At 55.8% G+C, this 23,971-nt stretch carries 19 protein-coding genes; 9 read left to right on the forward strand and 10 right to left on the reverse strand.

The window, feature by feature from the left end; all coding sequences use genetic code 11:
• Nucleotides 1-32: 32 nt before the first annotated feature.
• Genes Poly21_RS02130 through epmB form a run of 3 tightly spaced genes read right to left on the reverse strand, consistent with a single transcriptional unit; the run spans nucleotide 33 to nucleotide 3,641 of the window.
• Nucleotides 33-845, reverse strand: a complete 813-nt coding sequence (locus tag Poly21_RS02130; RefSeq protein ID WP_146405381.1) for a hypothetical protein — start codon at nucleotides 843-845, stop codon at nucleotides 33-35.
• Between the two features lie 26 nt (nucleotides 846-871).
• On the reverse strand, nucleotides 872-2,542 hold the full coding sequence (locus tag Poly21_RS02135) for an ABC transporter permease subunit (RefSeq protein ID WP_436967485.1): 1,671 nt from the start codon (nucleotides 2,540-2,542) through the stop codon (nucleotides 872-874).
• A 46-nt stretch (nucleotides 2,543-2,588) separates the two neighbouring features.
• Entirely contained in the window at nucleotides 2,589-3,641 is a 1,053-nt protein-coding gene (gene epmB / locus Poly21_RS02140) for an EF-P beta-lysylation protein EpmB (protein ID WP_146405383.1), read from the reverse strand.
• Nucleotides 3,642-3,750: 109 nt separating this feature from the next.
• Between epmB and efp the strand changes: the two genes are divergently transcribed.
• Genes efp through Poly21_RS02155 form a run of 3 tightly spaced genes read left to right on the forward strand, consistent with a single transcriptional unit; the run spans nucleotide 3,751 to nucleotide 6,983 of the window.
• On the forward strand, nucleotides 3,751-4,320 hold the full coding sequence (efp, locus tag Poly21_RS02145; protein WP_302117270.1) for an elongation factor P: 570 nt from the start codon (nucleotides 3,751-3,753) through the stop codon (nucleotides 4,318-4,320).
• A 15-nt stretch (nucleotides 4,321-4,335) separates the two neighbouring features.
• Nucleotides 4,336-5,670 carry a B12-binding domain-containing radical SAM protein gene (locus Poly21_RS02150; RefSeq protein ID WP_302117272.1) on the forward strand — a complete coding sequence of 445 codons (1,335 nt, stop codon included), beginning with the start codon at nucleotides 4,336-4,338 and terminating at the stop codon, nucleotides 5,668-5,670.
• A complete protein-coding gene (locus Poly21_RS02155) occupies nucleotides 5,667-6,983 on the forward strand; it encodes a hypothetical protein (RefSeq protein WP_146405385.1) in 1,317 nt (438 codons plus the stop codon). The genes Poly21_RS02150 and Poly21_RS02155 overlap by 4 nt, the downstream gene beginning before the upstream one ends.
• 38 nt (nucleotides 6,984-7,021) lie before the next feature.
• On the opposite strand, the gene Poly21_RS02160 is transcribed toward Poly21_RS02155, so the two are convergent.
• A complete protein-coding gene (locus Poly21_RS02160; protein ID WP_436967467.1) occupies nucleotides 7,022-7,993 on the reverse strand; it encodes a sugar phosphate isomerase/epimerase family protein in 972 nt (323 codons plus the stop codon).
• 70 nt (nucleotides 7,994-8,063) lie between these two features.
• A complete protein-coding gene (locus tag Poly21_RS02165; protein WP_146405387.1) occupies nucleotides 8,064-9,395 on the reverse strand; it encodes an Nramp family divalent metal transporter in 1,332 nt (443 codons plus the stop codon).
• 212 nt (nucleotides 9,396-9,607) lie between these two features.
• Here Poly21_RS02165 and Poly21_RS02170 point away from each other — a divergent pair, with 212 nt between their 5' ends.
• The 3 genes from Poly21_RS02170 (at nucleotide 9,608) to Poly21_RS02180 (ending at nucleotide 13,455) form a co-directional block, all read left to right on the forward strand.
• Nucleotides 9,608-10,633 (forward strand): NAD-dependent epimerase/dehydratase family protein, encoded by a 1,026-nt coding sequence (locus Poly21_RS02170; protein ID WP_302117275.1) that lies wholly within the window; start codon nucleotides 9,608-9,610, stop codon nucleotides 10,631-10,633.
• Nucleotides 10,617-11,711, forward strand: coding sequence for a dihydrodipicolinate synthase family protein (locus Poly21_RS02175; RefSeq protein WP_302117277.1), 1,095 nt, complete (start codon nucleotides 10,617-10,619; stop codon nucleotides 11,709-11,711). Before Poly21_RS02170 ends, Poly21_RS02175 begins: the two co-directional genes overlap by 17 nt.
• 412 nt (nucleotides 11,712-12,123) lie before the next feature.
• A complete protein-coding gene (locus tag Poly21_RS02180) occupies nucleotides 12,124-13,455 on the forward strand; it encodes a DUF2314 domain-containing protein (protein ID WP_146405389.1) in 1,332 nt (443 codons plus the stop codon).
• Between the two features lie 49 nt (nucleotides 13,456-13,504).
• Here the strand turns inward: Poly21_RS02180 and Poly21_RS02185 are convergent, their stop codons facing one another.
• The 3 genes from Poly21_RS02185 to Poly21_RS02195 all read right to left on the reverse strand — a co-directional run bounded on the left by Poly21_RS02185 (nucleotide 13,505) and on the right by Poly21_RS02195 (nucleotide 16,272).
• A complete protein-coding gene (locus Poly21_RS02185; RefSeq protein WP_146405390.1) occupies nucleotides 13,505-14,422 on the reverse strand; it encodes a PIG-L deacetylase family protein in 918 nt (305 codons plus the stop codon).
• Between the two features lie 83 nt (nucleotides 14,423-14,505).
• The gene (locus Poly21_RS02190) at nucleotides 14,506-14,706 is read right to left on the reverse strand and encodes a Gfo/Idh/MocA family oxidoreductase (protein WP_146406787.1); all 201 of its coding nucleotides are present in this window, start codon (nucleotides 14,704-14,706) and stop codon (nucleotides 14,506-14,508) included.
• A gap of 93 nt (nucleotides 14,707-14,799) precedes the next feature.
• Nucleotides 14,800-16,272: a right-handed parallel beta-helix repeat-containing protein gene (locus Poly21_RS02195; RefSeq protein ID WP_146405391.1), complete on the reverse strand. Its 1,473-nt coding sequence runs from the start codon at nucleotides 16,270-16,272 to the stop codon at nucleotides 14,800-14,802.
• Between the two features lie 498 nt (nucleotides 16,273-16,770).
• Here Poly21_RS02195 and Poly21_RS02200 point away from each other — a divergent pair, with 498 nt between their 5' ends.
• The 3 genes from Poly21_RS02200 (at nucleotide 16,771) to Poly21_RS02210 (ending at nucleotide 20,705) form a co-directional block, all read left to right on the forward strand.
• Nucleotides 16,771-17,496, forward strand: coding sequence for a ribonuclease H family protein (locus Poly21_RS02200; protein ID WP_146405392.1), 726 nt, complete (start codon nucleotides 16,771-16,773; stop codon nucleotides 17,494-17,496).
• Between the two features lie 72 nt (nucleotides 17,497-17,568).
• Nucleotides 17,569-19,773: a 1,4-alpha-glucan branching protein GlgB gene (gene glgB, locus Poly21_RS02205; protein ID WP_146405393.1), complete on the forward strand. Its 2,205-nt coding sequence runs from the start codon at nucleotides 17,569-17,571 to the stop codon at nucleotides 19,771-19,773.
• Between the two features lie 5 nt (nucleotides 19,774-19,778).
• A complete protein-coding gene (locus Poly21_RS02210; protein WP_146405394.1) occupies nucleotides 19,779-20,705 on the forward strand; it encodes a hypothetical protein in 927 nt (308 codons plus the stop codon).
• A gap of 145 nt (nucleotides 20,706-20,850) precedes the next feature.
• Here the strand turns inward: Poly21_RS02210 and Poly21_RS02215 are convergent, their stop codons facing one another.
• Together Poly21_RS02215 and Poly21_RS02220 are read right to left on the reverse strand one after the other, a co-directional pair.
• The gene (locus Poly21_RS02215) at nucleotides 20,851-23,181 is read right to left on the reverse strand and encodes an exo-beta-N-acetylmuramidase NamZ domain-containing protein (protein WP_146405395.1); all 2,331 of its coding nucleotides are present in this window, start codon (nucleotides 23,179-23,181) and stop codon (nucleotides 20,851-20,853) included.
• A complete protein-coding gene (locus Poly21_RS02220; protein ID WP_146405396.1) occupies nucleotides 23,178-23,924 on the reverse strand; it encodes a cysteine hydrolase family protein in 747 nt (248 codons plus the stop codon). The genes Poly21_RS02215 and Poly21_RS02220 overlap by 4 nt, the downstream gene beginning before the upstream one ends.
• Nucleotides 23,925-23,971 lie beyond the last annotated feature (47 nt).

The raw sequence follows: 23,971 nt of genomic DNA on the forward strand, positions 1-23,971 counted from the left end.
CGGACAAAGATTGTTCGCTGTTAAAAGATTGTTCACGGTTCCTCCCGAGGGGCGAGCAATTGACTCAGTGGACCATCCTCGGGCACGGGGTGCCGCCCATGGTCCGTTATCTGGTCGAGCTCCTGGTAGCGTATTTCGACGAGCTCCACCGTTCGATCGAACTCCGCTTGTAGTTGCTCATCTACCCACTGCTGTGCATCGTCGGAATCGAGCACATCCAGAATGGAGCGATACCGTCGTCCCTGCGTTTCGTAACGCTTCTTGGCAGAATCGAGCAGGAGTGTGGTCTGATCGCGGGTCAGTTCGATGCGACCTCGTTTTTTGACCGCCGTGACGAAGCGAGTCGTTAACCGTGGATCGCTCGAAAGTCGCAGGTGATCGAGTTCGTGGCGGACTAAAGGCGACTCCCAGAAAGTGTCGCGGTTGGGCATTTGCCGCAACCAGATTTGATGTTCGGTGTTCAACTCGATCTTGTCGTACCGGACCCCGATCGCCAGTCGCTGCGAGCGAGATGTGTCTGCCCATGCCCACCGGCAGCGGCTCTTATAAGTGAAACTCATGTGGTAGCGAGTCTCGGCGTCGAAACGCCTCTGGACATCTCTTGTCGGACGGCTTGGATTGGCCACTGAGGGCCGTTGGCCGCCAATCAAAAACGTCACGTTGCCTCGATGCAGTAAACTTTTGAATTCGTCGGGTGGTGCGGGGAGGTCGTCTAGCCCTAATTCACGTTGGCCGTGCGCGTTAACAGTGTCCGTTGCCCCGCGTGCTGGCGTCCACGAGGGGATCACCGTGACGATCGTTACCGTCAGTGCCGATGTTAGGAATGTTAGTCCATGCGAGTTCATGCAAGATCCACTCAGGCCGTTGACGTTCACTCCCGGTGGCCACCCAAACGCTTCATTTTAGCAGCAATTAAGATCAGTGAGACGACGATGATTGCGACACTGCAGGCGAAGTAACCGAGGACCAATACATAGTTTCCCGGGTAGGCTTGGGAAACCTCATCAACCCGCAACAGATGATGATCCATGGGCAACGCGAATAGAGCTCGAAATGGACTGCTCACGCCAATCAAATCCACAACTCGCTGGGTTGTTGCCGGCAGATTCAGAGTCGTGACGAGCGTATTCAAACCTGCTGGGACGACGTACAGCATGAGCAATACGACATAGGTCGTCATCAACGCCATCGACGTCCGGACCTGATAAAGTGATGCGGTGATCGCCACGAATGCATTGACGATTGCCACCATGACTGGGATCGCGAACATGCCGGCAACTAATCCCCAATTGGAATAGAAATCCGGATTCAGGAGCAGACCAAGCAACATCGGCCAAACCAGAAAACTGGTGAGGACAAACGCGACGCGGAACCCAACTACAAACTTTCCCCAAAAGATCCGCCAGGGTGAAAGTGTCGTCGTTAGCAGCATGTCGAGCGTCTGCCGCTCGCGTTCGCTCGTGAACGCGCCAGCCAAGAAGACGGGCCCGACGAGCAGGTTAAAAACGATCACGTAGACGGCGAACCAGGGAGCCAGGGGCGTTTTCCAGAACAGCAGTACACCCATCAGCGGAATTGCGAGCAAGATGCTGATCTGGATGACCAGTCGTAGCATCAAGGTGCCTTGGCTGAAGATTTCGCCGTGGATTTCTTTGTCGTACACCGGATTGGCCCCATCCTCCATCAATGAATCGCGGCGTGGCGGAGCAAACAAGCGGTCGGGGAATTGGTCGGGCTGGATCACCAAGCCAACTGCTTGGGCGGCTTCCTGTTCCAAATCCACAATCTCCTTGCCTTCGCTACCGACATCGGGAGGATAGAGCAACCGACTGGCCGTCGCCGCACACATCAAGATCACTGCTGAGATGGCAAAGGCGGGGACGACAAATACGATCACCTTCAATCGTAGCAAGCCGTCTGCCGCGAGGGCTTGCCACATCAGCACACCGCCGATCACCAAGGGCAGAATGATGAGGTAGCTGACGACGAGCGAATTGCTAGTACGAGAAAAATAGCTGCTGCAAAATACGCCAATCGATCCAAACAAAATTACCGAGACGAACAGTCCCAGGTATGCCGCGGCGACCTCGTACACGCTCACACCGCCGAGCGGTAGGAAGAGCACAATGATCGGCAGGGAGGCCACAATGAGTAATGCCAGATGGGTGAGCGCCGCCACCAGTTTTCCGATCACGATGGCACCTGGACGGAGGGGACTTGCCAGCAGCATCTCGTAGGTCTGACGCTCCTTCTCTCCCGAGATGGTGCCCGCCGCGAAACTGGGGGCGATCAACGAGGCGATGACATACTGACCCAGGAAAAACAGATCGACCAAGCGGCGGGCCGACGGCGGATTCTGAGTCAAGTCCAAGTGATCATCAGACGGCCACGCAACCCACGTGACCGCTGCGAGCAGGATCTGGTAGACCGCCAACAGGATGAACGCGCGGTTCGTCCGCAGATTCACCAGCAGTTCTCGCTGCAACACAGGGTTGTTTTTCAGTCCCCAGCCGGCGAGAAAATTCCAACGTGTTGGCTGCAGGGATCGGGACGCGTGCGTATTCACGGACTTCTCATGATGGTGGTGTCTACAACCGCGTTTTGGATTTCTCGCCGGCAATTTCGCTGACATAGCGGGGCACTGCGAACCCAGGCAACCTCGATTCTAGCTGTTCAATCAGCTCCCGACCACGCGCTGGAGATACTTCGAAGTGGGCGGCACCGGCAACGCGGTCGAGCTGATGCAGATAGTAGGGTATCACGCGGCAATCGATGAGCGCTCGCGAGAGCGATTCCAAGTCTTCTACGGAGTCGTTGACGCCTCGCAGCAGCACGGATTGATTGAGGACCGGAATCCCAGCATCCACCATCCGCTGTAGTGCGGCAGCGGTTTCACCATCGATCTCTGCGGCGTGATTGCTGTGAACGACCATCCATACCGTCAAGCGGGAGGCACGCAGACGCTCGATCAGCGATCGATTTACCCGCGACGGGATTACGATCGGCATTCGCGAGTGAATTCGCAGTCGCCCAATGTGCTCGATGCCTTCGATTTTTGAGATCAAGGCGTCCAAGGCGGCATCGGTCATTGTCAGCGGATCGCCACCGCTCAAGATGACCTCCTCGAGGTCGCGTCGCTCCCGTAGGTATGCCAAGGAGGGCTCGTACGCTTGGCTGCGTGATCCAGATTCCTGGTAGGGGAATGCTCTGCGAAAGCAGTATCGGCAGTGCACTCCGCAGGCTCCGGTCGTGATCACGAGCGCTCGAGCAGCGTATTTGTGCAGCACCCCTGGCGCGACGTTGGCTTGTAGATCGCCGACAGGATCCGCATGGAACCCAGCCACCTCGACCCCCTCGGCGTGGGTTGGCATGACCTGCATCAGCAAGGGATCCGTCTCGTCGCCCGGCCGCATGCGAGCGGCGAATTCTCGCGGAACGAAGACAGGGAAACCGTGGTTTTCGTCGTCAATCGATGTCTCAGCGGGCGTGGAGTCTGGCCCCCCTGCGATCGTTGTTGCCAGTCCCAGCATGCGTCGCAGCTCAGTGGTTGAGCGGATCGCCAGACGCATGGAATCGAGCCAGTCATCATCGGCGGGTGGAACCTGCTGCCCAGCGGGATCGGCGAGGTCCATTGAAGACATAAAATCTTTGTCCGCATGGGGTGGGACAACCTGACCCTCGCTCGTTAAACTCTTTGCCTTCCGATTCACAATCACTGACTTTCTTTTCCGTTTGGGAGTGGAGCCGCCCGTGGCAAGTTACAATACAAGCGATTTTCGCAAAGGCCTGAAGATCCAAATCGATGGCGAACCGTATTTGATGACCGAGATGATGTTCGTCAAACCCGGGAAAGGCAACGCCATGTACAAGTGCAAGATGAAAAATCTGATCCGTGGCACCACCCTTGACCGGACCTACAAAGGCGGTGACTCGCTCGAATCCGCAGACGTTGAAACCACCACCGTCCAGTTCCTGTATCGTCAGGGCGAAGACTACGTTTTCATGGATGGGGAAACATTCGAGCAGTACGAGGTCACCTCCGACGTCGCTGGCGACATCTGGAAATACCTGAAAGACGGCATGGAATGTTCCATGACGCTCTACAATGGCCAGGCGATCATTGTCGAAGCACCCCAGCATGTGCAGCTTGAAGTCGTGGAAACGGCTCCTGGTACCAAGGGCGACACGGCCACGAACGTGACCAAGCCGGCCAAAATGGAAACAGGTGCGGAGTTTCTGGTGCCTGGTTTCATCAAGGAAGGCAATGTCATCAAGATCAGTACGATCACCGGCGAATACGTCGAACGCGTTAGCAACTAGCAAAAACAATCCTTCGTGATCAACAAACGGCACCGGCTGACCCTCGTTTCGATGAGCTGTCTGCGGGTGGGTCACGACGAGTTGCTCGCCCGCGGAATGAGCCTGCCGGGACTCGCCCGGCGGGCCTCCGCACTTGCTCAGCTGCCACCGCTGGGATTGCTGACAATCGCAGCGACCGCGCCAGCGGATTGGGACATCGACTTGGTGAGCGACGATGGCAGGGACGATGAGGCGGATATCGTGGATCGGATCCTGCATCATCGACCCGATGTCGTTGCATTCTCATGCCTGACACCCGCAGTGGACCGTGCGGCGCGGATCAGTGCGCTGGTTCGCAGGCAGCGTGTCAGCGAAAAGCGAATCGTCACGGTTGTTGGTGGTCTACACGCAACGGCGGCACCCTCGCACTGTGAGCCACATTTCGATGTTGTCACCAGCGGCGACGGCGAAGTGACGCTGCCAAGGTTACTGTCCGACATCGTCGCGGGCCAGATGCAACTTCGCTACTCCGCCAATGGGAGCTACTGCCTAGCGAAATCGCCCACACCACGCTGGGATTTAATTGGGCCAGATGCACCGCCCCGCTATACCTTGCAGACGATGCGAGGCTGTCCGTGGGCATGTTCATTTTGCGCCGCCAGCCGCCTGCTGGGGCTACCACGGACGAAGTCCAATGATCAAATTGAACGCGAACTTGCCGCCATCACCGCGATGCGCCAGCGTCCGTGGATCGAGCTGGCCGATGACAACACATTCGCCAGCGACCGGGATCATGGGCCGATGCTCGACGCACTTCGCCAATGTGGTGCCCGGTGGTTCACCGAATCGGATTGGCGAATTGCCGAACGCCCCGATCTGCTGCGCCAGATTGCGGCCAGCGGATGTCGACAAATTTTGATCGGTTTGGAGTCGAGTGTCTTTCGCTATCGAGGAATGGGCGCCAAAACGGCGGCTTGGCAGCGTATGATCGATGCCGTCGACGTCATTCAAGCCGCTGGAATTATAGTCAATGCGTGTTTCATTGTCGGTGCCGATGGTGAAACGCCTGAGTCGATCGAGAGGCTCGGAGATTATTTGGAAACCGCCTCGATGGGAGAAGTCCAATTGACGCTGCAAACCCCGTTTCCCGGCACCAGCCTCTATGATTCCCTCAAGGCCGCCGGTCGACTTCTGCCCGGCGACTTCTCTCGCTACACGTTGTTCGATGTTGTCTATCAACCCGATCAGATGACGGCCGAGCAGTTGCAGAACGCATTTCACGATCTCGTGTCCCGAGTATTTCGCGACGATGTGCAGCGAAGACGCGACAAGATTCAAAAATCCATTCGAGCGATTGCGAGGACACGATGACCACCCTGAGACTCCGAGATCCACTGCTGTTCCTATTCGGCGTCCGATCGTCGATCCAGCGCGTGCTGCGTTGCCCGAAGGCAATCTGGCTGGCACTCACGTTGGTAGCGACTGCCGCTATCGCGCGAGAATATGACGCGGTGAGTTGGCTGCATGACCCGCGGGATCTCGTAGCGCCCTTTGCTGCCTCGCTATTGATTGGTTCCATCGTTTTTCTGTTCGTGATGATTGGCCTCGTTTCCATCGGTCGGAACAGCCCAAGCGTGTGGCGAGACTATCGTGTGTTCATGACGGGTTACTGGATGACCGCGCCGCTGGCGTGGTTATATGCGATCCCGATAGAGAGCATGGCTGATGAAGTAACGGCATTGAAGTTCAACCTGACGATGCTTTCGGTTGTTTCGATCTGGCGTGTCCTGTTATTCAGCCGCGTCGTTGCCATTCAGTTCGGTGTCCCGATGCTCGCCGTGATGTCATGGGTGCTTTTGCCGTGCATGATGATTGCGTTTGTGGCACTGTTGGCGGCAAATCTATCCATGGTTTCCATCATGGGCGGGATCCGCTTGACGCAGGCACAGCAGATTTTGGTGGACTACCAGGGCGGCGTCGCGATGATCTGTTACTACGGTGTGATCCCGACGCTTGTTATCGGCTTGGTGGCCATCGGTGTCCTCCGTGGGAAGCATGCTCCTGGAAATGAACTGCCTGCGCTCAACGGTCGGATGCGTCGTCGCGTGTGGTGGCTACCAATCACAGCGTCCTCTTTATTGTTGGCAAGTGCTGTCGTGTTCCAGCCGCGTTTGTACCGGGCTACCGAGGTTGATACGCTGCTCCGTGGTGGGCACGTCGTCGAGGCAATCGATAAAATGCAGAAAGGCGGTGAGCAAGTGTTTCCAATTGTTTGGGACCCGCCGCCTCGATTCCCTGACCGAGACAGTCAATCACCCACGATCGCCCAACTCATCGCTGGGATCGAAAACACCCAGTGTCCACGTTGGATCGTCGATAGATTGTTGGTGCAAGCTGACGAGATCGCCTTGCGGCAAGAGGGTTGGTATCAGGGAACCCGCGAACAGGGCTACCTTCAGAGGCATTTTCCTCAGCATGATCCAGAACAAGTCATGCACGCAATCGAGTCGCTACAAGAACTGCAGCGGCTGGACATCGGTGATGCGGCCACGATCGCCCATCGCGCAACTTTACTCCAGACACTCGCAGAGGTGCGCAAGCAAGCGGAATTCAATGCTGCCGAATCAGGCCCCCGCTCCGATAAGAACGAGGACCAGACACCTATCCAAGCCGACGATGACTGAGCAGACGGGAAAACCGTTCGCCGGTAGAACCAGACTGACTACGCGAATGCTTTGCGAAGCATGGCGAGACTTTTGGGGACTGCGGTTTTGTAAGATTCACCGCCTTCAAATTCGAGCGAAATATAACCGCGGTAATCAACATCACGCAAGATCTTGGCGACACGATCGTAGTCGATGTCGAGTGAATACCACGTACCGCCACCGTAGTACGTTTTCGCTTGAACGAAGACCGCTTCGGGTGCGAGCTGTGCGTATTGCTCGTACTGGTTCTCCAAAAAATTGCCAGTGTCCAGTGTGGCACGCAGCCACGGTGAATTGACCTTGCCCAGCACCCTCAGAACACCCGCGGCGGTCCGACCGAGCCCCCAGTGATTCTCCAGCCCGAGTACGACGCCGCACTTCTCAGCCGTTGGCAAACATTTCTCGAATCCCTCGCGAACCCAAGCGAATCCATCGTCATCGGTATAACCCTCCAGTTGCGGTTCGATGCCCTTGTTCGCCATCAATTCATCGAAGTCGCCCGATGTGCCCCAGCGGCCGGTATTGACGCGAATGGTTGGAATCCCCATCGCGTAAGCCAGCTCGATGCAACGAATCGTGTGCTGGACGTTCTCCTGACGCTGCACAGGATCGGGCGTCACGAATGATTGGTGTGTTGAAAGCCCACACAAACTCAAGCCCAGTCGGAAGGCGCGTTGCTTGATTCGCTGCAATGTCCCTGGCGATTCGTCTTCCATCTGGACATGCAGGATTTCGACGGCATCGAACCCTGCATCTCCCGCCAGATTCACACACTCCTCAATCGATAATTTGCTGTTGTCTTGATACCGCCAATATGAATAGGTCGAGACCGCAATCGGATTGGGGTGCCGCTTTCTCGCATCGGCCAATTCGGGTTCGCTGGCATTGGCGACCTGTGGCTGGCTGAGAGAACTAGGCAGCATCGACGCGGTCGCCAAGGCGGCGGTCGCGCTAGCGAGTTGTCGTCGCGTGAGATGTAAATCGTTCATCGGTGAATTTCCTGCAAGGCCGCGATAAAAGTTCATAGGACGAGCAAGTGTATTGTACCGATCGTCCCGGCTAGCGTTGGTCGGTTTCCAGGATTTGGGATGTTGCTGGTGCCGCTTGCATCGTAGTCTTGCTCAGCGTTTCACGGTACTGTCGGACCTTGCTCGGTATTGACACCAATGCTGTGTTTGCGGCCATTGCTAGCAGTACAACCAGGCCGATTCCTGCGATGGTCTTTGTGACCGGACCGTTGACCTGATCTCCCATCACATCCTTACTGCTTGCCAACCAGAGCAAGACGATTGCCACCAGGGGAGCCCCCACGACGGTCACCGCTTGCGCCATGATGATCGTCGGAGTCCGGTCAAAGTCGAGTACTAACGCAGCCAGAGACACAGTCATTCCGCTTAGCAAGACGAGAGTGGTCATGATGCGTGGCCAGCGGTCATGACTACCGCTGCCGAGACCCAAACCGTCCGACGCGATGAAGCCGCCCACCATCGAATTCACGAGAAATGATGAATAGGCTGCACAGAACAAGCCCAGGCAAAAGATGACCTTGCAGCTGGTTCCGAAGGTGGGTTCGAGCGCCTCGGCAACTGCCACTGGGTCAGCCAGCGTAACGGGCGAGCCCGTGTACAGTCCGGCGGCAGCGGTTGACATCAAAATGATCGTAATCAAGGCCATAATGACAGCACCCACTCTCGCATCGAGAATGCCAGTCCTCACCTGCTGCACGTCCCAGCCTTTTTGCTGGACCAAATATGCTTGGTAAAACGCCCCAGCAATTACAAACGTGGTTCCGATCAATGCCAGCAATGCCAAGTCGATCGTGCCGGCGCTCGGTATGAAACCCTTCGCCATCGCGACCGGGTCGGGGCGGAGTACCAATAAATTAATCGCGAAGCTGATCAGCATCACAGCGACGAAAAACATCATCAGCCGCTCCATCACCTTGTACAGGTTCTTAAACAAGAACAAGAACATGATCGCGATCGCATTGAAGGTCACCACAAGCGCCACGACCAACGGCTTGGAATCAACAAATGCCTCGAAAGCTGCGACAACCCCGGTATTGTTACTTGACTGAAATGCCGAACAGATGAAGAAAACGATGAAGCCAACCAAGATTGCCAGCGGGCGGCCTGCTTTGCGGCGGATCAGGTCGCATGGTGAAACACTCGATACCGCCCCCAGTTTGGCTGCCATCGTCATGTAGACGAGCATGAAAGTAACGGAAACGACGACGACCCACAGCATCGAGTAGCGGTAGTTCGCGCCCACGGTGGAACTGGTCATGATGCTGCCCGGACCAATCACCACGCATGCTGTGATCAAGCCCGGACCAATTCGTCGATACCAGGCTACGGGATGATCGGCGACAGCTTTAGAATTTTCGGACATGCAGATTCATTCGGCAAATGGCGGGGGCGGGCGGCACAGTTCGGCCGTGGACGGTTAGGATAGTGTTTGAAACAGCTGCCAACAAATAGGTGCGTGACATTGGCGTGAAATATCTTCCATTCAAGCCAACGATGATGTCGTTCAAGTTGCCGCGGTGATGTAGGATCGACGGCGTGATTCAAAACTATCTCCTTCCAAGAAAGCCTCTGATTTTGCATGACTTAATCGAAACCGAATCGCAGCTGGATGCGTTACTTTCCCAGCCGACCGATGAACTGGTTGAGTTTATGCGTAATCTCGACGGCGACATCATCATCTTGGGGATCGCCGGCAAGATGGGCGTCAGTCTGGGCCAGTTGGCTGCCGCAGCGATTGAAAAAGCAGCTGTTCCGAAGTGTATCTACGGCGTCGCTCGATTTTCCGATGCTGGCACGCGAGAGCGCTTGGAGTCCGCCGGAGTCAGGACAATTCAGTGCGATTTGCTGGACCGAGTTGAGATCGCAAAACTTCCTCGGGTACGCAACGTTTTGTTCATGGCGGGGCGTAAGTTTGGAACGGCAGGCGACGAACCGCTGACCTGGGCCGTCAATACGTTGGCACCTGCGAATATTGCCGACCACTATCGCGATGCCAACATCGTCGCGTTCTCGACCGGTTGTGTCTACCCACTCGCTCGCGCCGACAGCATGCCCGATGAACGCGTTGCACCGGCGCCAGTCGGCGAGTACGCTCAGTCGTGTTTGGGCCGCGAACGAGTGTTTCAGTACGCCAGCAACGTGTGGGGAACGCCGGTTTGTCTGTATCGCTTGAATTACGCGATCGACTTGCGTTACGGTGTGTTGCACGATATCGCGACGCGGATCTGGCATGATCAGCCTGTCGACAATTCCTCCCCAGCCTTCAATATCATTTGGCAGGGCGATGCCAATCAACAAGCATTGCGCTGTTTATCACACTGCACGACCCCGGCAAACATTCTCAACGTGACCGGGCCTGAGACCCTCTTCACCGAGGACGTTGCTCGTCAACTGGGTGAGTTGCTCAAAAAACCGGTCCGATTTTCATCAACGCCGGGCGAAACTTCGTACCTAAGCGACAGCTCTCAAGCGGTGAAACTGTTTGGACGTCCATCGGTCACTGCCGAACAACTCATCCGCTGGCAAGCTCACTGGATTAAGTCGGGTGGTCGTTCGCTGGGCAAACCAACTCACTTTGAAGTTAGTGACGGAGCATATTGAAACAATGAATGTTAGCGACCTGCCCGCCGCCATTCGTGCTGCCGTTCGCAGTGGACTGGTTATTCCAGCACAGCCTTTGGCATTGAATGCAGATCGACAGTTCGACCCAAGGCATCAGACCGCGTTGACGCGCTACTACATCGATGCGGGGGCTGGTGGTATCGCGGTGGGAGTCCATTCGACCCAATTCGCCATCCGTGATCGGGCGATCGGATTGTTTGAGCCGGTACTGCGACTCGCATCCGAAGTCATGGACGAGTATGCCGGCTCCCAAGACCGAGAACTGTTCAAGGTCGCTGGCGTCTGCGGGAACACCTCTCAGGCGATCGGCGAAGCAGAGTTTGCAGTGTCGCAGCGATATCACGCTTGCTTGTTGAGTCTGGCGGCGCAGGCAGATAGCAGCATCGACGAGCTGCTGACCCATTGCCAGGAAGTGGCTGAGGTCATGCCGCTGATTGGTTTCTATTTACAACCCGCCGTTGGCGGTCGCGTGTTGCCGTATGATTTCTGGCGTGAGTTCGCAGAAATTGACAACGTGATCGCGATTAAAATGGCTCCCTTCAATCGTTATCAGACGCTGGATGTCGTGCGAGCGGTTTGCGATGCGGGCCGTGACGAATCCATCACTCTCTACACCGGGAATGACGATAACATCGTCGTGGATCTATTGACTCCATACCGCATCGTCACTCCGCAGGGAATCAAGTCCGTTCGTATTCGCGGTGGTCTACTCGGGCACTGGAGCGTATGGACTCGTGCGGCAGTCAAGTTGCTCGATGAGATTCATGGCGTGCTCGATCGCGGTGAAGGCATTCCGCAGGAGTTGTTGTGCCGTAGTATCGAAGTGACCGATTGCAACGCAGCCTTCTTTGATGCTGCCAACGATTTTGCTGGTTGTATCCCCGGAATTCACGAAGTTCTGAGGCGGCAAGGATTGTTGCCGGGGACGTGGTGTTTGAATCCTGCAGAAGTGCTCTCACCAGGCCAGTCTGCAGAAATCGATCGAGTGATTGCCGCGTACCCTCATCTGAGCGACGACTCGTTTGTGCGTGAGAATTTAAACCACTGGTTACACTAAGCAGGGACAGCAACACACGGCTTCGTGCCTTCTCTTTCTACCCCAGTCTACTCAGCAGCGGTTGTGTTTTAGACTGTCGGTCGACGTAACAGTCTTTGGCCAGAACGAATGGGATTTGCCAGTCGATTGCACGGAGTAGTTTGGGGCATTGGATGCCGCCTATCGATCGGGGCGGACGCTCGACAGGTGTCGTTGTCCATCAAAATTTCTAAGCGATAGGTTTCGTCATCGAGTTTGCCCCTGGACACTTAAGATCTGTTACGACTGCGCGCTGAAATGTGAGCGAAACGTCAAACGCAGCATCGGATAGCCCTTGGGGAGAGGCGGTTCGTTATAACTATGCCTCTGCTCGGATGTGCAAACGGTCCGCGGTTCCACCCAATCTGTTCCCATTTTCGAAAAGGCTGATTCTATGAAACCTCCTTTGCAAAAACCTCGATTTGGGTTGGCTTGGACCAGCCTGTGGGCCGTAGTGATCGGCGGACTGTTGCTCGGCGTCGGCGTGATTAGCGGCACCGAACCGACGCTCATCGTGATCGGAAGCCTCTTCCTACTGATCGGAATCTTAATTTGGCAGGAGGTCAGCATTGGCCTGTGGGCGGGGTTCCTGGCTTTTGGCGTCATGGCCGTGCTACACGCCACTCGTATGTTGGGTGATTTTCACTGGCGTTTTCTCGTCTACTGTTTGGCATTCGCCCAACTTAGCTATGAATCCTTTCAGGGGCTTAGGCAACTGCGAGATGCCGAAACGTCTGGTCACGCATACTCACGATCGAAGACCCCATTGAATGCGGACAATGACGATCCCGAGAAAGACGAGCCAATGATCTCGCTGGTGTTGCTGCAGCGAAAACAGAAGTATCTGGAAGACATCATCTTAGCAAAACTTGTCGAAGCGGCTTGGGGAGGCGACTACTCCGGTGCAAGTGGTTCGGAGGCAGGCGATCCCGAAAACGAGGAGAGTCCGTCAGGCGATGGATTTGTGGTCGGCGAGAGTCCATTGTTCATAATCAAATCGCCAACTGGCATGTATTTGGTCCACAATATGGATGCGGACTACTGGGAGCATAAGGCGGAGGTGGTCGAAGCAATCGGCGAACTCCGATTGCGCAAAGCGGTGGCAGACCACCATGCCTGGCTATCCGTCGATTTACTGACTCCAGGCGATGAACGCCCTGATATGAACGCGGCGTATTTAACGGTAGCCCGCCTGCTCGTGGCGCTGGCCGACGAAGACACTCTGGCCGTCGTCCGGCCTGAATCGATGGACATCAACGTATGGTCAGACGAGATGGCCGACCGATTGCTGACGCCAGGCGCATATGAAGAACTCTCGCAACAAGACAACGCGCCAGTGATTCCGATTGCCGACGATGATCCTGCGATGCAAGCGGCGGTCGCGACAGCACGACACCGATGGCCTGAGTTTGTTGCCGCGTTTCAACGGAGTGGAGGATCACCGACTGTAGAAGATGATTCAAAATTCGTGGTCAAAGCACGTATCACCGAGGGAGGCTCAACCGAATTCATTTGGGTCAATGTGATTGGGCTCGAACCCAAGTACGTGCACGGCAGGCTCGCTAACGACCCCATCGACCTCGGTGATCTTGAACTCGGCAGCCAAGTCGAATTTCCAATCGCAGATGTTTGCGATTGGTGTTACTTCGACAACGACGAGCCCGTCGGCTTGTTCAGCCTCGAGGCGATTCGCCTGAGTCAGCAAGCCGACGAGGCGACGAATTGAAGCCAATTGAATTGCGATCTGTCGTTCTGCCGTACCGTCCGCCTCTCCGCTATTTCGAATGAGCTTGAGAGAAGAATGGGAAGAGGCGTTTGATGTCTTCCTCAGTCGGCTGGTGACCATATTCGCAAATCTCGAACACTTCAGCATACTTGACCGCGTTTCCGTCTTCTTCCCCATACCAACGGACGAGCGCATTGCGATACGAATCCGCTTCGTTTCCGGACCGAGCTTGCCACGTTTTTGTCACTTCAGCCAGCCGCAAGTCTCTCATTCGAGCCGGCGGAGCTTCGGCTGCGATTTCTGCGTTGCCAAGTGCACCGCCGTCAAACACTTGTGACTCCAGTTCAGCGATCGCGTTGACTTTCGTTTCGAACACGGCGTCAATCGAGACCGCAATATCGGGCGTGAATGGGTATGGCTTTTTAAACCGGTCGCTTGCATACAGGAAGACTGGATTCTTCTTCAGAGGCGGTGTGTCGGGACAGAAGAAAGGAACGGTGACCATAAACGAAGCATCCTGCACCAGGACGCCGACGTAGCGATGGTCGGGATGGTAATCCCACGGTCGGTGAGCAATCACTACATCAGCATTCCATTCACGGATTAGTCGCGTGATCGCGCGACGGTTCTCCAGCGTCGGCATCAACTCGCCGTCGTGGATGTCCATGACCTCCGATGTCGTCCCCAGAATCTCAGAGGCCTTGCGAACTTCTTCCGCACGACGTTTCGCAAGTGCGCCCCCGGACATCGCCCAATGGCCGATGTCCCCATTGGTTACTGAAACCAATTTCACATGATGGCCAAGTTTTGACCACATCGCACCGCAGCCACCCGCACGATATTCGGCATCGTCAGGATGTGCACCGAATACAATGATTCGCAATTTACCGTCATCTGCGGCATTGTCGCCAGCGACGACGGAGGCAACGAGCGTGAGGGCTGTGACGACCACGAGTAGAAAACGCATACTGAATCTCTCCTGAAAGGGAATTGAGTCTGTCGGTGAGTTGTGCTGCTTTTAGTGGGGTGTTCCGCTGGTCCACCACTGGATCAGCGGGAGGATCGGCGACTTTTTCGCGAGCGCTGCGCACCAGCGACCGGCTTGTCGATGAAAATGGGCATGCCTGCTTTCAACACGGCTAAGACCTGTTCGAGGTGCGGTCGGTCGTCGTTGGTCTTCAGCAAAACCATTTCGACGCGCTCGAGAAGTGTATCCATTGAATCAGTTATCTCGACACCAAGTTCGTTCATCTCCGCAGTGTATTCCGAACAGCGAAAAGTGAATTTCAAGATCCGCTCGATCCGTCCTCGCGACACCGCAATTGTTGGAGGTGGCGAGCAAGATCAGTCAGCCGTGACATTTGTTGTAACGTCAGATATTTGGAGATCGTATCCCAACAGGTTATTCGCGAGTTGGTTTTCTTGCCCGCCCACAACGCGGATCGATGCAGCATGTTCGGCCTCCTCGTCAAGGTGGCCAATGAGGCAATCGGAGACACGACTTCGGGACACGTTGTCTAGCAAGATGCCACAGTTCCCACAGTCGAGGATCGTACAGTTGGCGATATTAAAGTGACGGCTGTTCCGGATCACCATTGCCGCCGCTCCGGTTCCGACACCATCGATATGGTTTGCGCTGATGGTGCAGCCATCACATCGTTCAAACGTGATCGCGAGTTTTGCCGAGGAAGCATCTCCATACAAGTAGCGTGGATTGCGATCGAAGACATTACCTGACATCACGATACTTCGCGAGTCGGCCACCTGCACATTCGCTGTGTACCCTTTCCAGATGGTGTTTCCAGTTATCGCTACGCCACGCGCGTTTTTAATATCAATGTTGTACTGCACATCGGACAGAATATTATTGGCGATGGTGATGTTGCCGTGGCGACGCTCTGGTGTGAATTCCTGCGGATTTGAATTCGCGTCGATGCGAATATTTGCAGAATTGGGAGCGTCGTGGGTGTGTTGGATCGTGCACCCGACAATGGCAACTTCACCGATTGAGCCTTCCCCGGAGACCAATAGCACGTTGGCGGCCGGCTGCGATCCTTGGCCGCCCATGTTGCCTTCGATGTCACAGGTACCGATGTGGACGTTCCGGACATCGCCTCCGCGAATCACGACTCCGCCCTGTTCGTTGTAACTGATATGGCATCCGACGATATTGGATTGATGCAAGTTGACGTTGTCATAGAACACACCCACGCCACGATTCTCGTAGAGATGGCAGTCTGATAGCACGACGTTGCGGTTGCGATTGACGAGATGGATGCCATGCAATGCTCTCCGGACAACCACGCGAGATACCGTCAATTGCATTGTGCCGTCGGCTTCGATCCCACAGGCATGCTCGTGCGCACCGACAATCTCAATTCCGTCAATCATCGGGGTGCGCTGGTTTTCCCAAACGTTGTCTTGGACAGTGTGGGGCGCTGCGGTACCGCCGTGGGTACCGACGATTCGAAAGGCCGGTCCCGCGCCCGCCATGATGACCTGCGGCGTTCCATCGCCGACCAGTGAGGTTGGCCCGACAAGCTCAAGATCAACGACAACCGGCCGCGTGATGCGATACTTTCCTTTGGGAAAATGGATTGAACCGACCCGTGAATCAACAGCACGTTGGATCGCAGCAGTGTCGTCAGCCACGCCGTCGCCGATGGCACCGAAACCACGAACGGTCTGTTTATCTGAAGGGCGTTCTTGCTGGGCAGGTTGTTGAGCGTTCGCAACACCCCCGAGGTTCACCTGGAGCATTGCGAAGACGAGCAAGAGTAACGATCGATCTCGCAATGTTGTCCGTATATTGATCATGCAATCGTTTCGATTTCGATGAAGAGCGTCAATCTGAACTTGGTTGAGCGGAGGTAACCTTTACCCAGCGCACCGTTTTGACCCAGTGACGGAATTGTACATCGATCGTCGGTGGTCGGTGGGAACCGCCGTTGGGTCAGCGAACGCTGACAAAGGTTGGCGGTCGTGCGGACTGTGCCGGTTGTTTGGCCCGGTGGCAAGCTAGTGCGACATTTTCGGGCAAGCTGACTTTGGGGAAGCGGCCGAGTTTGACGAAACCTTCTTGTGTCGAGGCAGTGGTGGCACCAAGCCGCTGCCCGACGAGTCGCGTCCGAGTTGTGTATCCCTCCCGCACAGTCGGCAACGCACGTGCCATGATCCGTCGGTCGACGGATCGCTGGCGGCGGCCTGAGTCTCGAGTTCACCCCCCTCCGAGCTGACTCAGGCCGCCGCCGACATTTTGAGCACACTGACGGTCCCTTTGCATGCACACCGCCGACGGGCGGATGGAAACTAACTATGGCTCAGCACTCCATTAACATCGCGTCCGATTCGTTAGCATTCGATCGTCTGCAGTTCGCCGAGCGAGCGGTTGCTCGGGCGCTGCAGCCTGATCTCGATACTGCCTCGGCACCGGCGCCGAATTTGTCTTCATTGCTGCTGGTCGTCTCTGCCCAGAGCAGTAATTTAGATGATGGACGCTGGCAGTTCGCCATCGAGACCGCGGGCGGCGAGCCTATTTTGGAGGCAGAGGACTACGAGCGGGGCGATCTCAACCGCTTAACCCTATTAGCGGCAGTTCGCGGTCTGGAGGCCATTGACGGACCTTCGGGTGTCACGTTACTGAGTCACAATCGCTACCTGATCCGCTCCCTGACAGATTCATTGCCGCGTTGGCGGCGGAGTGATTTCGTGTGGGATCATTTTGGGCGGCGGGTGGAGGTGCAGCATGCTGATTTGTGGCGACGGATCGACTCTGCCCTCTGTATCCATGAAGTTCAAGCTTGTTTGCTTACGGCGAGAATGGTCAGCCGTCCGGACGCGGTCGCCCCGCAGAACAGTCTAACCGTCGCGTCGCCGGGGTCGCTTGCCGGTGGCCGAGTACCCCATCGAATCGATTCGCCTCATGAAGCGCCACCGGCACCGCACAGCGGCAATCGTCTGCGTGACTGGCTCTTGCAGTCAGCGGTCGATACCAGTCACCGGGCGCATCGAATCGCCATGATCGGTCAATCGGGACCCTAGCCTCATTTTTTTATTCGATATCAATTCCAAACCAATTCCGGTCACCCATCACTTTCGGTTCGCACGCTCGTTATGAATACGCAACTCACTCTCTCGAGTATCCAATCGCTCCTAGACGGTAGCATCGGCGATCCCAGCAGTTTGCTTGGTAGGCACTCGGTCGACTATCGTGGTACTCCCGCGACCGCGATTCGCATGTTTCAGCCCGAAGCCCATTCGATCTTCTTGATTGACTCGGCTTCTGGAATGAAGCGTCCCATGCGGCGTTTGCACCCCGAGGGCGTGTTCGAGGCCATCTTAGATGAAACTCCTGAGAGCAACTACAAAGTCGAAATGATTGACAGACAAGGCAATACGACCGAAACAGCCGACCCGTACGCAACAGCGAGTTTGTTGAGCGATTTCGATCGGTACCTCATCGGCCAAGGGCGGCACCATCGGATCTATGAACGTCTGGGAGCCCAATTGCGCACCGTTAACGGCGTGCCCGGTGTGAACTTCGCGGTGTGGGCACCGAACGCCCGAGCCGTGCAGGTGGTCGGAGACTTTAATGGCTGGGATGGGCGTCAGCATGCCGCGCGCCAGCTGCCCCATCTCGGGATTTGGGAAATCTTTGTGCCCGCCGCCCGCGTGGGCCAGCGATATAAGTTTCGTATCCACAATCAGCACGGTCACTGGATGGATAAATGCGATCCCATGGCATTTGCCTCGGAACTACCGCCGCTGACCGCAAATATCATTACAGATATCAACTCGTATCAGTGGAGCGACAGTGATTGGATGAACCGTCGCAGTCACTTCGAACCGCTGCACGCGCCCATGAACGTCTACGAAGTTCATTTGGGTAGCTGGCAGAAAGGTGCTGGTCGTACGAATGGATGGTTGGACTACCGTGATCTGGCGCGACGATTGGCGGATTACTGCATCCGGATGAACTTCACTCACGTCGAGTTGATGCCGATCAGCGAGCATCCCTACTCAGGCTCATGGGGCTATCAAAGCGTGGGTTACTATGCTCCGACAAGTCGTCATGGAAAACCCGAAGACTTCATGTTTTTCGTAGATCATTTGCATCAACATGGCATTGGCGTCATCGTCGATTGGGTGCCGGCGCACTTTCCCAAAGACGATCATGGGCTGCGTCGGTTTGATGGCTCGCCTCTGTATGAGCACGCCGACCCGCGTCAAGGCGAGCATCCCGACTGGGGGACGATGATCTTTAACTTCGGTCGCAACGAGGTCAAGAACTTCCTCATTGCGAACGCGGTTTTCTGGCTCGATAAGTATCACATCGATGGGCTCCGTGTCGATGCGGTGGCGTCGATGTTGTACCTCGACTATAGCCGTAATGACGGCGAGTGGGTGCCCAATCGCTACGGCGGACGCGAGAACCTCGAGTCAATCGATTTTCTGCGTGAGTTCAATGATGCTGTGCACGAAAACTTCCCAGGCGTGGTAACCGCGGCAGAGGAATCGACTGCTTGGCCAGGCGTTTCCAAGCCGACCAGCGATGGCGGGTTAGGGTTCACGTACAAGTGGAACATGGGATGGATGAACGACACGCTCCGGTACATGCGCAACGAGCCGATCCATCGCCAGTATCACCAGAACGAGCTCACCTTTAGCTTGATCTATGCGTTCACAGAAAACTTCATGTTGCCGCTCTCACACGATGAAGTGGTGCATGGCAAGGGTTCGTTGATCAGCCAAATGCCCGGTGATATCTGGCAGAAATTCGCCAACTTGCGTTTGCTCTATTCGTACATGTGGACGCATCCTGGCAAGAAACTCTTGTTCATGGGCGGCGAATTGGCGCAGTGGAACGAGTGGAACGAAGACGATGGACCGCAGTGGCTGTTATTGGATTTCGCGACCCACCGAGGCATCCAGCAGCTCATCTCGGATCTGAATCTTCTCGTGAACGAGAACCCTGCTCTGCACCATTTCGATTTTGGTCCAGAAGGATTCGAGTGGGTCGATTGCCAGAACGCGAAGGACAGTACGCTGGTCTATCTGCGCAAAGGCGACGCCGGTCATGCCCCGCTGCTGGTTTGCTGTAATTTCACACCAGTCGTCCGAGAAGGTTATCCTGTTGGGGTGCCTGAGTCGGGGTTCTGGAAAGAGGTTTTCAATAGTGATAGCGAAGCATACGGTGGCAGTAACGTGGGCAACTATCCCGGTTGCCAGACCCGCGGGATCGGACATCACGAACGCCCCGATAGCATTGCCGTCACATTACCGCCACTGGGCACGACGATCTTCCGACTTGAACAGTGAGCCTCATGCTCGATAACGCTGAATACGTCGAACAGGCCTACCTCTTCGACCTCGTGCGTGAACGCATCGCGGTCGGGACACCAATGCAGGAACTGCTCGCTCAACTCAGGCACGAGTTGCTCGCCACGACGCGGTTACCGATGGCGATCGAGTACATGCTGACGGAACTGCGGCACTCGGGCTTGATGGGCGACGCGATGTCACGGCTAGGGCATTATTTTTCCTCGTTTCAAACATTCCTGATTCGAGAATCAGAACGAGAAACCGGGCGTTTTTCGATCCATCTGGCGTTACAGGTGTTACAGGCCGACGCGAAATTGCGTGCTGACTACACCGCGCGGCTCGAGTCCATTGACACGGCTGGCAATTTAGGGGAGTCGTTCCAGGTTGTACCTCGTGGTGGAGTACTGACAGCGGATGGTATGGCGCAGCGCGCTCGCAGCGGCTTTTTCTTTTTCCAGTTTGAAGTTCTGTCACGCAATCGCCTCGGCTATGACGCCGGACTCACCGCGATGAGCAGTGACCCTATTTACAATGCGGACTGGGCGAAATGGTTGCTGAACCTTCGCGCCAATGTGGGGCTGGTCGACTTGGCTGACCTGCTGTTCTTGGCCAGCGATGAGTATCGACGCCGGCTCAGCGCCGAAGGGTTAGACCTTGAGGGCAAAGGCCCGTTTCTGTTCGGTGAGAAGGAGGGGCGGATCGCGTTGGCGAACCGCCGCAAGGATCCCGTCTACCTGTTTGGTGCGATGCAGCGGCATTTGGGGTATCCGCCGGTTCCACGTCCCGTGCATGTCGAAACGGATCGCGACACGATCCCCGCAATGCTCCGGCGCATCGAACGGCTGGAATCACGGATCAAGCTCATGGAACAGGAACAGCGTCAAGAATTCGACTTGAGCAAGTTCTACAAGAAACCTGACATGGATTGAGCCGCGGTGAGTCAGCATCGTTTTCTGTCTTGCCATCGTCGCCAGACGGTAAAAGGAACGCGGGCGACTTTCAATTCCACGCTCGGGCGAGCTTCGCGACCAGGGCGAGTCAACTACCATCGACATCGAGCAAGCTATCGAGGTTCTATTCGTAAAGTAAGTATTCCTGCCGTGAGGCTCGAAACGCTGAGACACCGTCGAGTGATTTCATCCACGTCGTCATGCCATCGTTGCCACTGGTGATGCTGTGGAAAACGGCGTCGTTGCCGAGCAGGCGATTGAGATTTTTAGTCTGCCAATCATGCGGGAAAAGGTCTTGGAGACTCGTCGCGATTTCGATCCCCACGCGAACCGATTCAAGTTGCTGGAGGTTCGTTACGACGATGTTCACACCCTCACAAGCCTGACCGCTGTATCGGCTGGAGTCGGGTGTGAACTCGATGGGTACAAATCTTACACCTGGGAGCTCGCGACCATTGAGCTGGCGTGCGAGTTCGCGTCCATCGATCCAGGGGGCTCCCACGACTTCAAAGGGTGTGTCCGTTCCTCGACCCACCGAGAGATTGGTCATCTCCAGCAGCCCGATACCGGGATACAGGAAGGCTGCGACGAGACTGCGCATGTTGGGTGAGGGATTGATCCATGTCAGGTTCGTTCGATCCCAGCTGTCGTTCCGCCGCCAACCCTGGCAGCGGATCACTTCTAGATCGAGCTCGAGGTTCTGTTCCGCCTTGATCAGCTGAGCGATCTCGCCGATCGTCATACCGTGCCGAACAGGCAGACGAAGGTACCCAACGAACGACTCTTTGCCTGGATCGAGCATGGGCCCGGTGACCACCAGGCCGCCCAGTGGATTGGGGCGATCGAGAACAACAAACCGCTTGTTGGCCTCACTAGCCGCCTGCATCGCTTCACCCATGGTCGAAATGTAGGTATAGAACCGGGTCCCAATGTCCTGGATATCGAAGACGAGCGTATCGATCTCCGCGAGCATCGCGGGTGTCGGACGGCGAGTGGACCCGTAGAGACTAAACACCTGCAGGCCAGTCTCCGCGTCGCGGGTATCTGCGATCTTCGATTGGTCGAGCTTTCCAGCAATTCCATGTTCGGGACTGAATAATGCTGTCAGCGAGACGCCGGGAGCCGATTGCAGGATTGCCGTGGTGCTCTCGCCATCGGTACTGCAACCTGTGTGATTGGTGATCAGACCGACACGTTGATCAGCCAGTGCTCGGAAACCTTCTGAGCGGAGCACATCGATCCCCAGACGTACTTCGTGTGTCACCGGTCGAGGTTCGTCGACAATCGAGCTTGCCACGACGTTCAAAATATGACCGGCGAGATGGTTCACGCTTCCGTTTCCGTCGGGATGAACACGGTTGCTGAGAAAGATAAAAAACAGGTCGAGTTCTGGATCGATCCAGAGAACGGTACCAGTGAATCCGCCGTGCCCGTAGGCACTCATCGAGAGCAGGTCACCGCGGTTGCTGGAGTAGGGTGTTTGTTTGTCCCAACCGAGTCCGCGTGTACCCGACGAGACGCGGTATGCAGCGGTCATCTTTCGAACGGTGGCAGGTGCCAGGACGCGGATTTTCTTGTCTTCGAAATGAAGTGTTCCCTGTCCTAACATCATTTGCGAATAGCTAGCGAGATCCTTGGCAGTCGAAAAAAGTCCCGCATGTCCTGCAACGCCGTTGAGCGCGTACGCTCGCGGGTCGTGAACCTCCCCTCGCATCCAATCTCCGTCACGCTGCTGCGTTGGTGCGGTACGGAGTTTAATATCGTCCGAGGGGTTGTAGCCGGTTTCGTCCATTAATAACGGGGCAAACGTTGTCGCGCGCGAAAACTCGTGGATGTTTTTGCCGGTAACTTCCTCAACTAATTTCGCTAGGACGATGAAGTTGACGTCTGAATAGCGAAAACGCTTGCCAACTGGACCGGTTAACTTGAGTTGACAAATGCGCTCCCACGCCGTGTCAGGACCATCCAGGTAGTCAGCGAGCGCATTGTCGGGAATCAATCCACTCTGGTGCAGTAACAGATCCTGGATCGTGATCTCGTCTTTGCCGTGCGGGGCGAACTCCGGAAGGAAACGGGTAACTCGATCGTTGAGCAAAAAGTGCCCGTCTTCGACAAGTTTCATGATAGCTGTCGCCGTCGATACCGGTTTGGTCAATGATGCCAGATCAAAGACAGTGTCGACAGTCATCTTTTCAGGATCATCGCCGACGAATCGATGCCCAAACGCCTCGAGATACGCGATCTTTCCATGGCGGCCAACACATACGACGCCGCCGGGCAGGTTGCCGCGCTCAATCCCGGCAATCATCAGCGGTTGAATCTCTGCTAAACGATCCGCTCGCATACCTACCGATTCCGGTTTGGCGATGGGCAGGTGTTCGGCAATCACGCGATTGATGGGCGACATCAAACCAAAAACGAGAACCAAAGTTGCTACTTTCTTCATCTGCATCATGTTGCCTCTGTAACTGGAATCAAACGCTCGACGGTGCCGATTGTATCGCGTAGTGTCATCACGCGCGCGTATCGATCGCGCAGCGTCGCCAATGAGGCCTCGTGGAGTTCGGGGGTAACGGTCGCGCAACAGTCTTCGACCAAAGTCACCAGATAACCCAGGTCGCACGCATCACGCACGGTAGTTTCGACGCACTCGTTCGTGTAGACCCCCACAATGTACAGAGCCTCGATCCCCATATTGTTGAGGACGTAATGCAAGTTGGTTGATGAAAACACCCCGCTGGCCGTCTTGTTGATCACAATTTCGTCCCGCTGCGGTTTGGGAGCTACTTGTTCTAGAAAGTCGGCATCACGCGATCCGGGGGCGGCCAGCAGGTTCAGACGCTTATGCCCTTTGCTGCGGTCACGTCCATCCTGCGTCAAAGCCTGGATGCGCGTGTGGATGACTTCTAAGTCATGTGAGCGAAAGACGTCTTGCAGTTCGCGCACGCCCGGAAGAACTGTTTTCTCAAGTCGATCGAAATAGTAGGCTTGCCCCTCTGCCGATACGCCGCCTTGATCGGGGGTCGCGAATACTCCATGTCCTGGTGCCGCATCGAGGTACTGCAGGTCGATGCACAACAGAGCGGCGTTGCGGGAGATCAGCAGTTCGCGATGTTGGGCGATGTCAATCACAGAATCGTGATAAACATTGCGTAATGGATCGATCGAGTTGCTTGTGGGGGGATTGGATTGGATCATGGGTGACGCCTGCTTGAATGAGTAGTCTGATCGAGGGGCAATCTTTG

Source organism: Allorhodopirellula heiligendammensis (genome assembly GCF_007860105.1).
GTDB classification, from domain to species: domain Bacteria; phylum Planctomycetota; class Planctomycetia; order Pirellulales; family Pirellulaceae; genus Rhodopirellula; species Rhodopirellula heiligendammensis.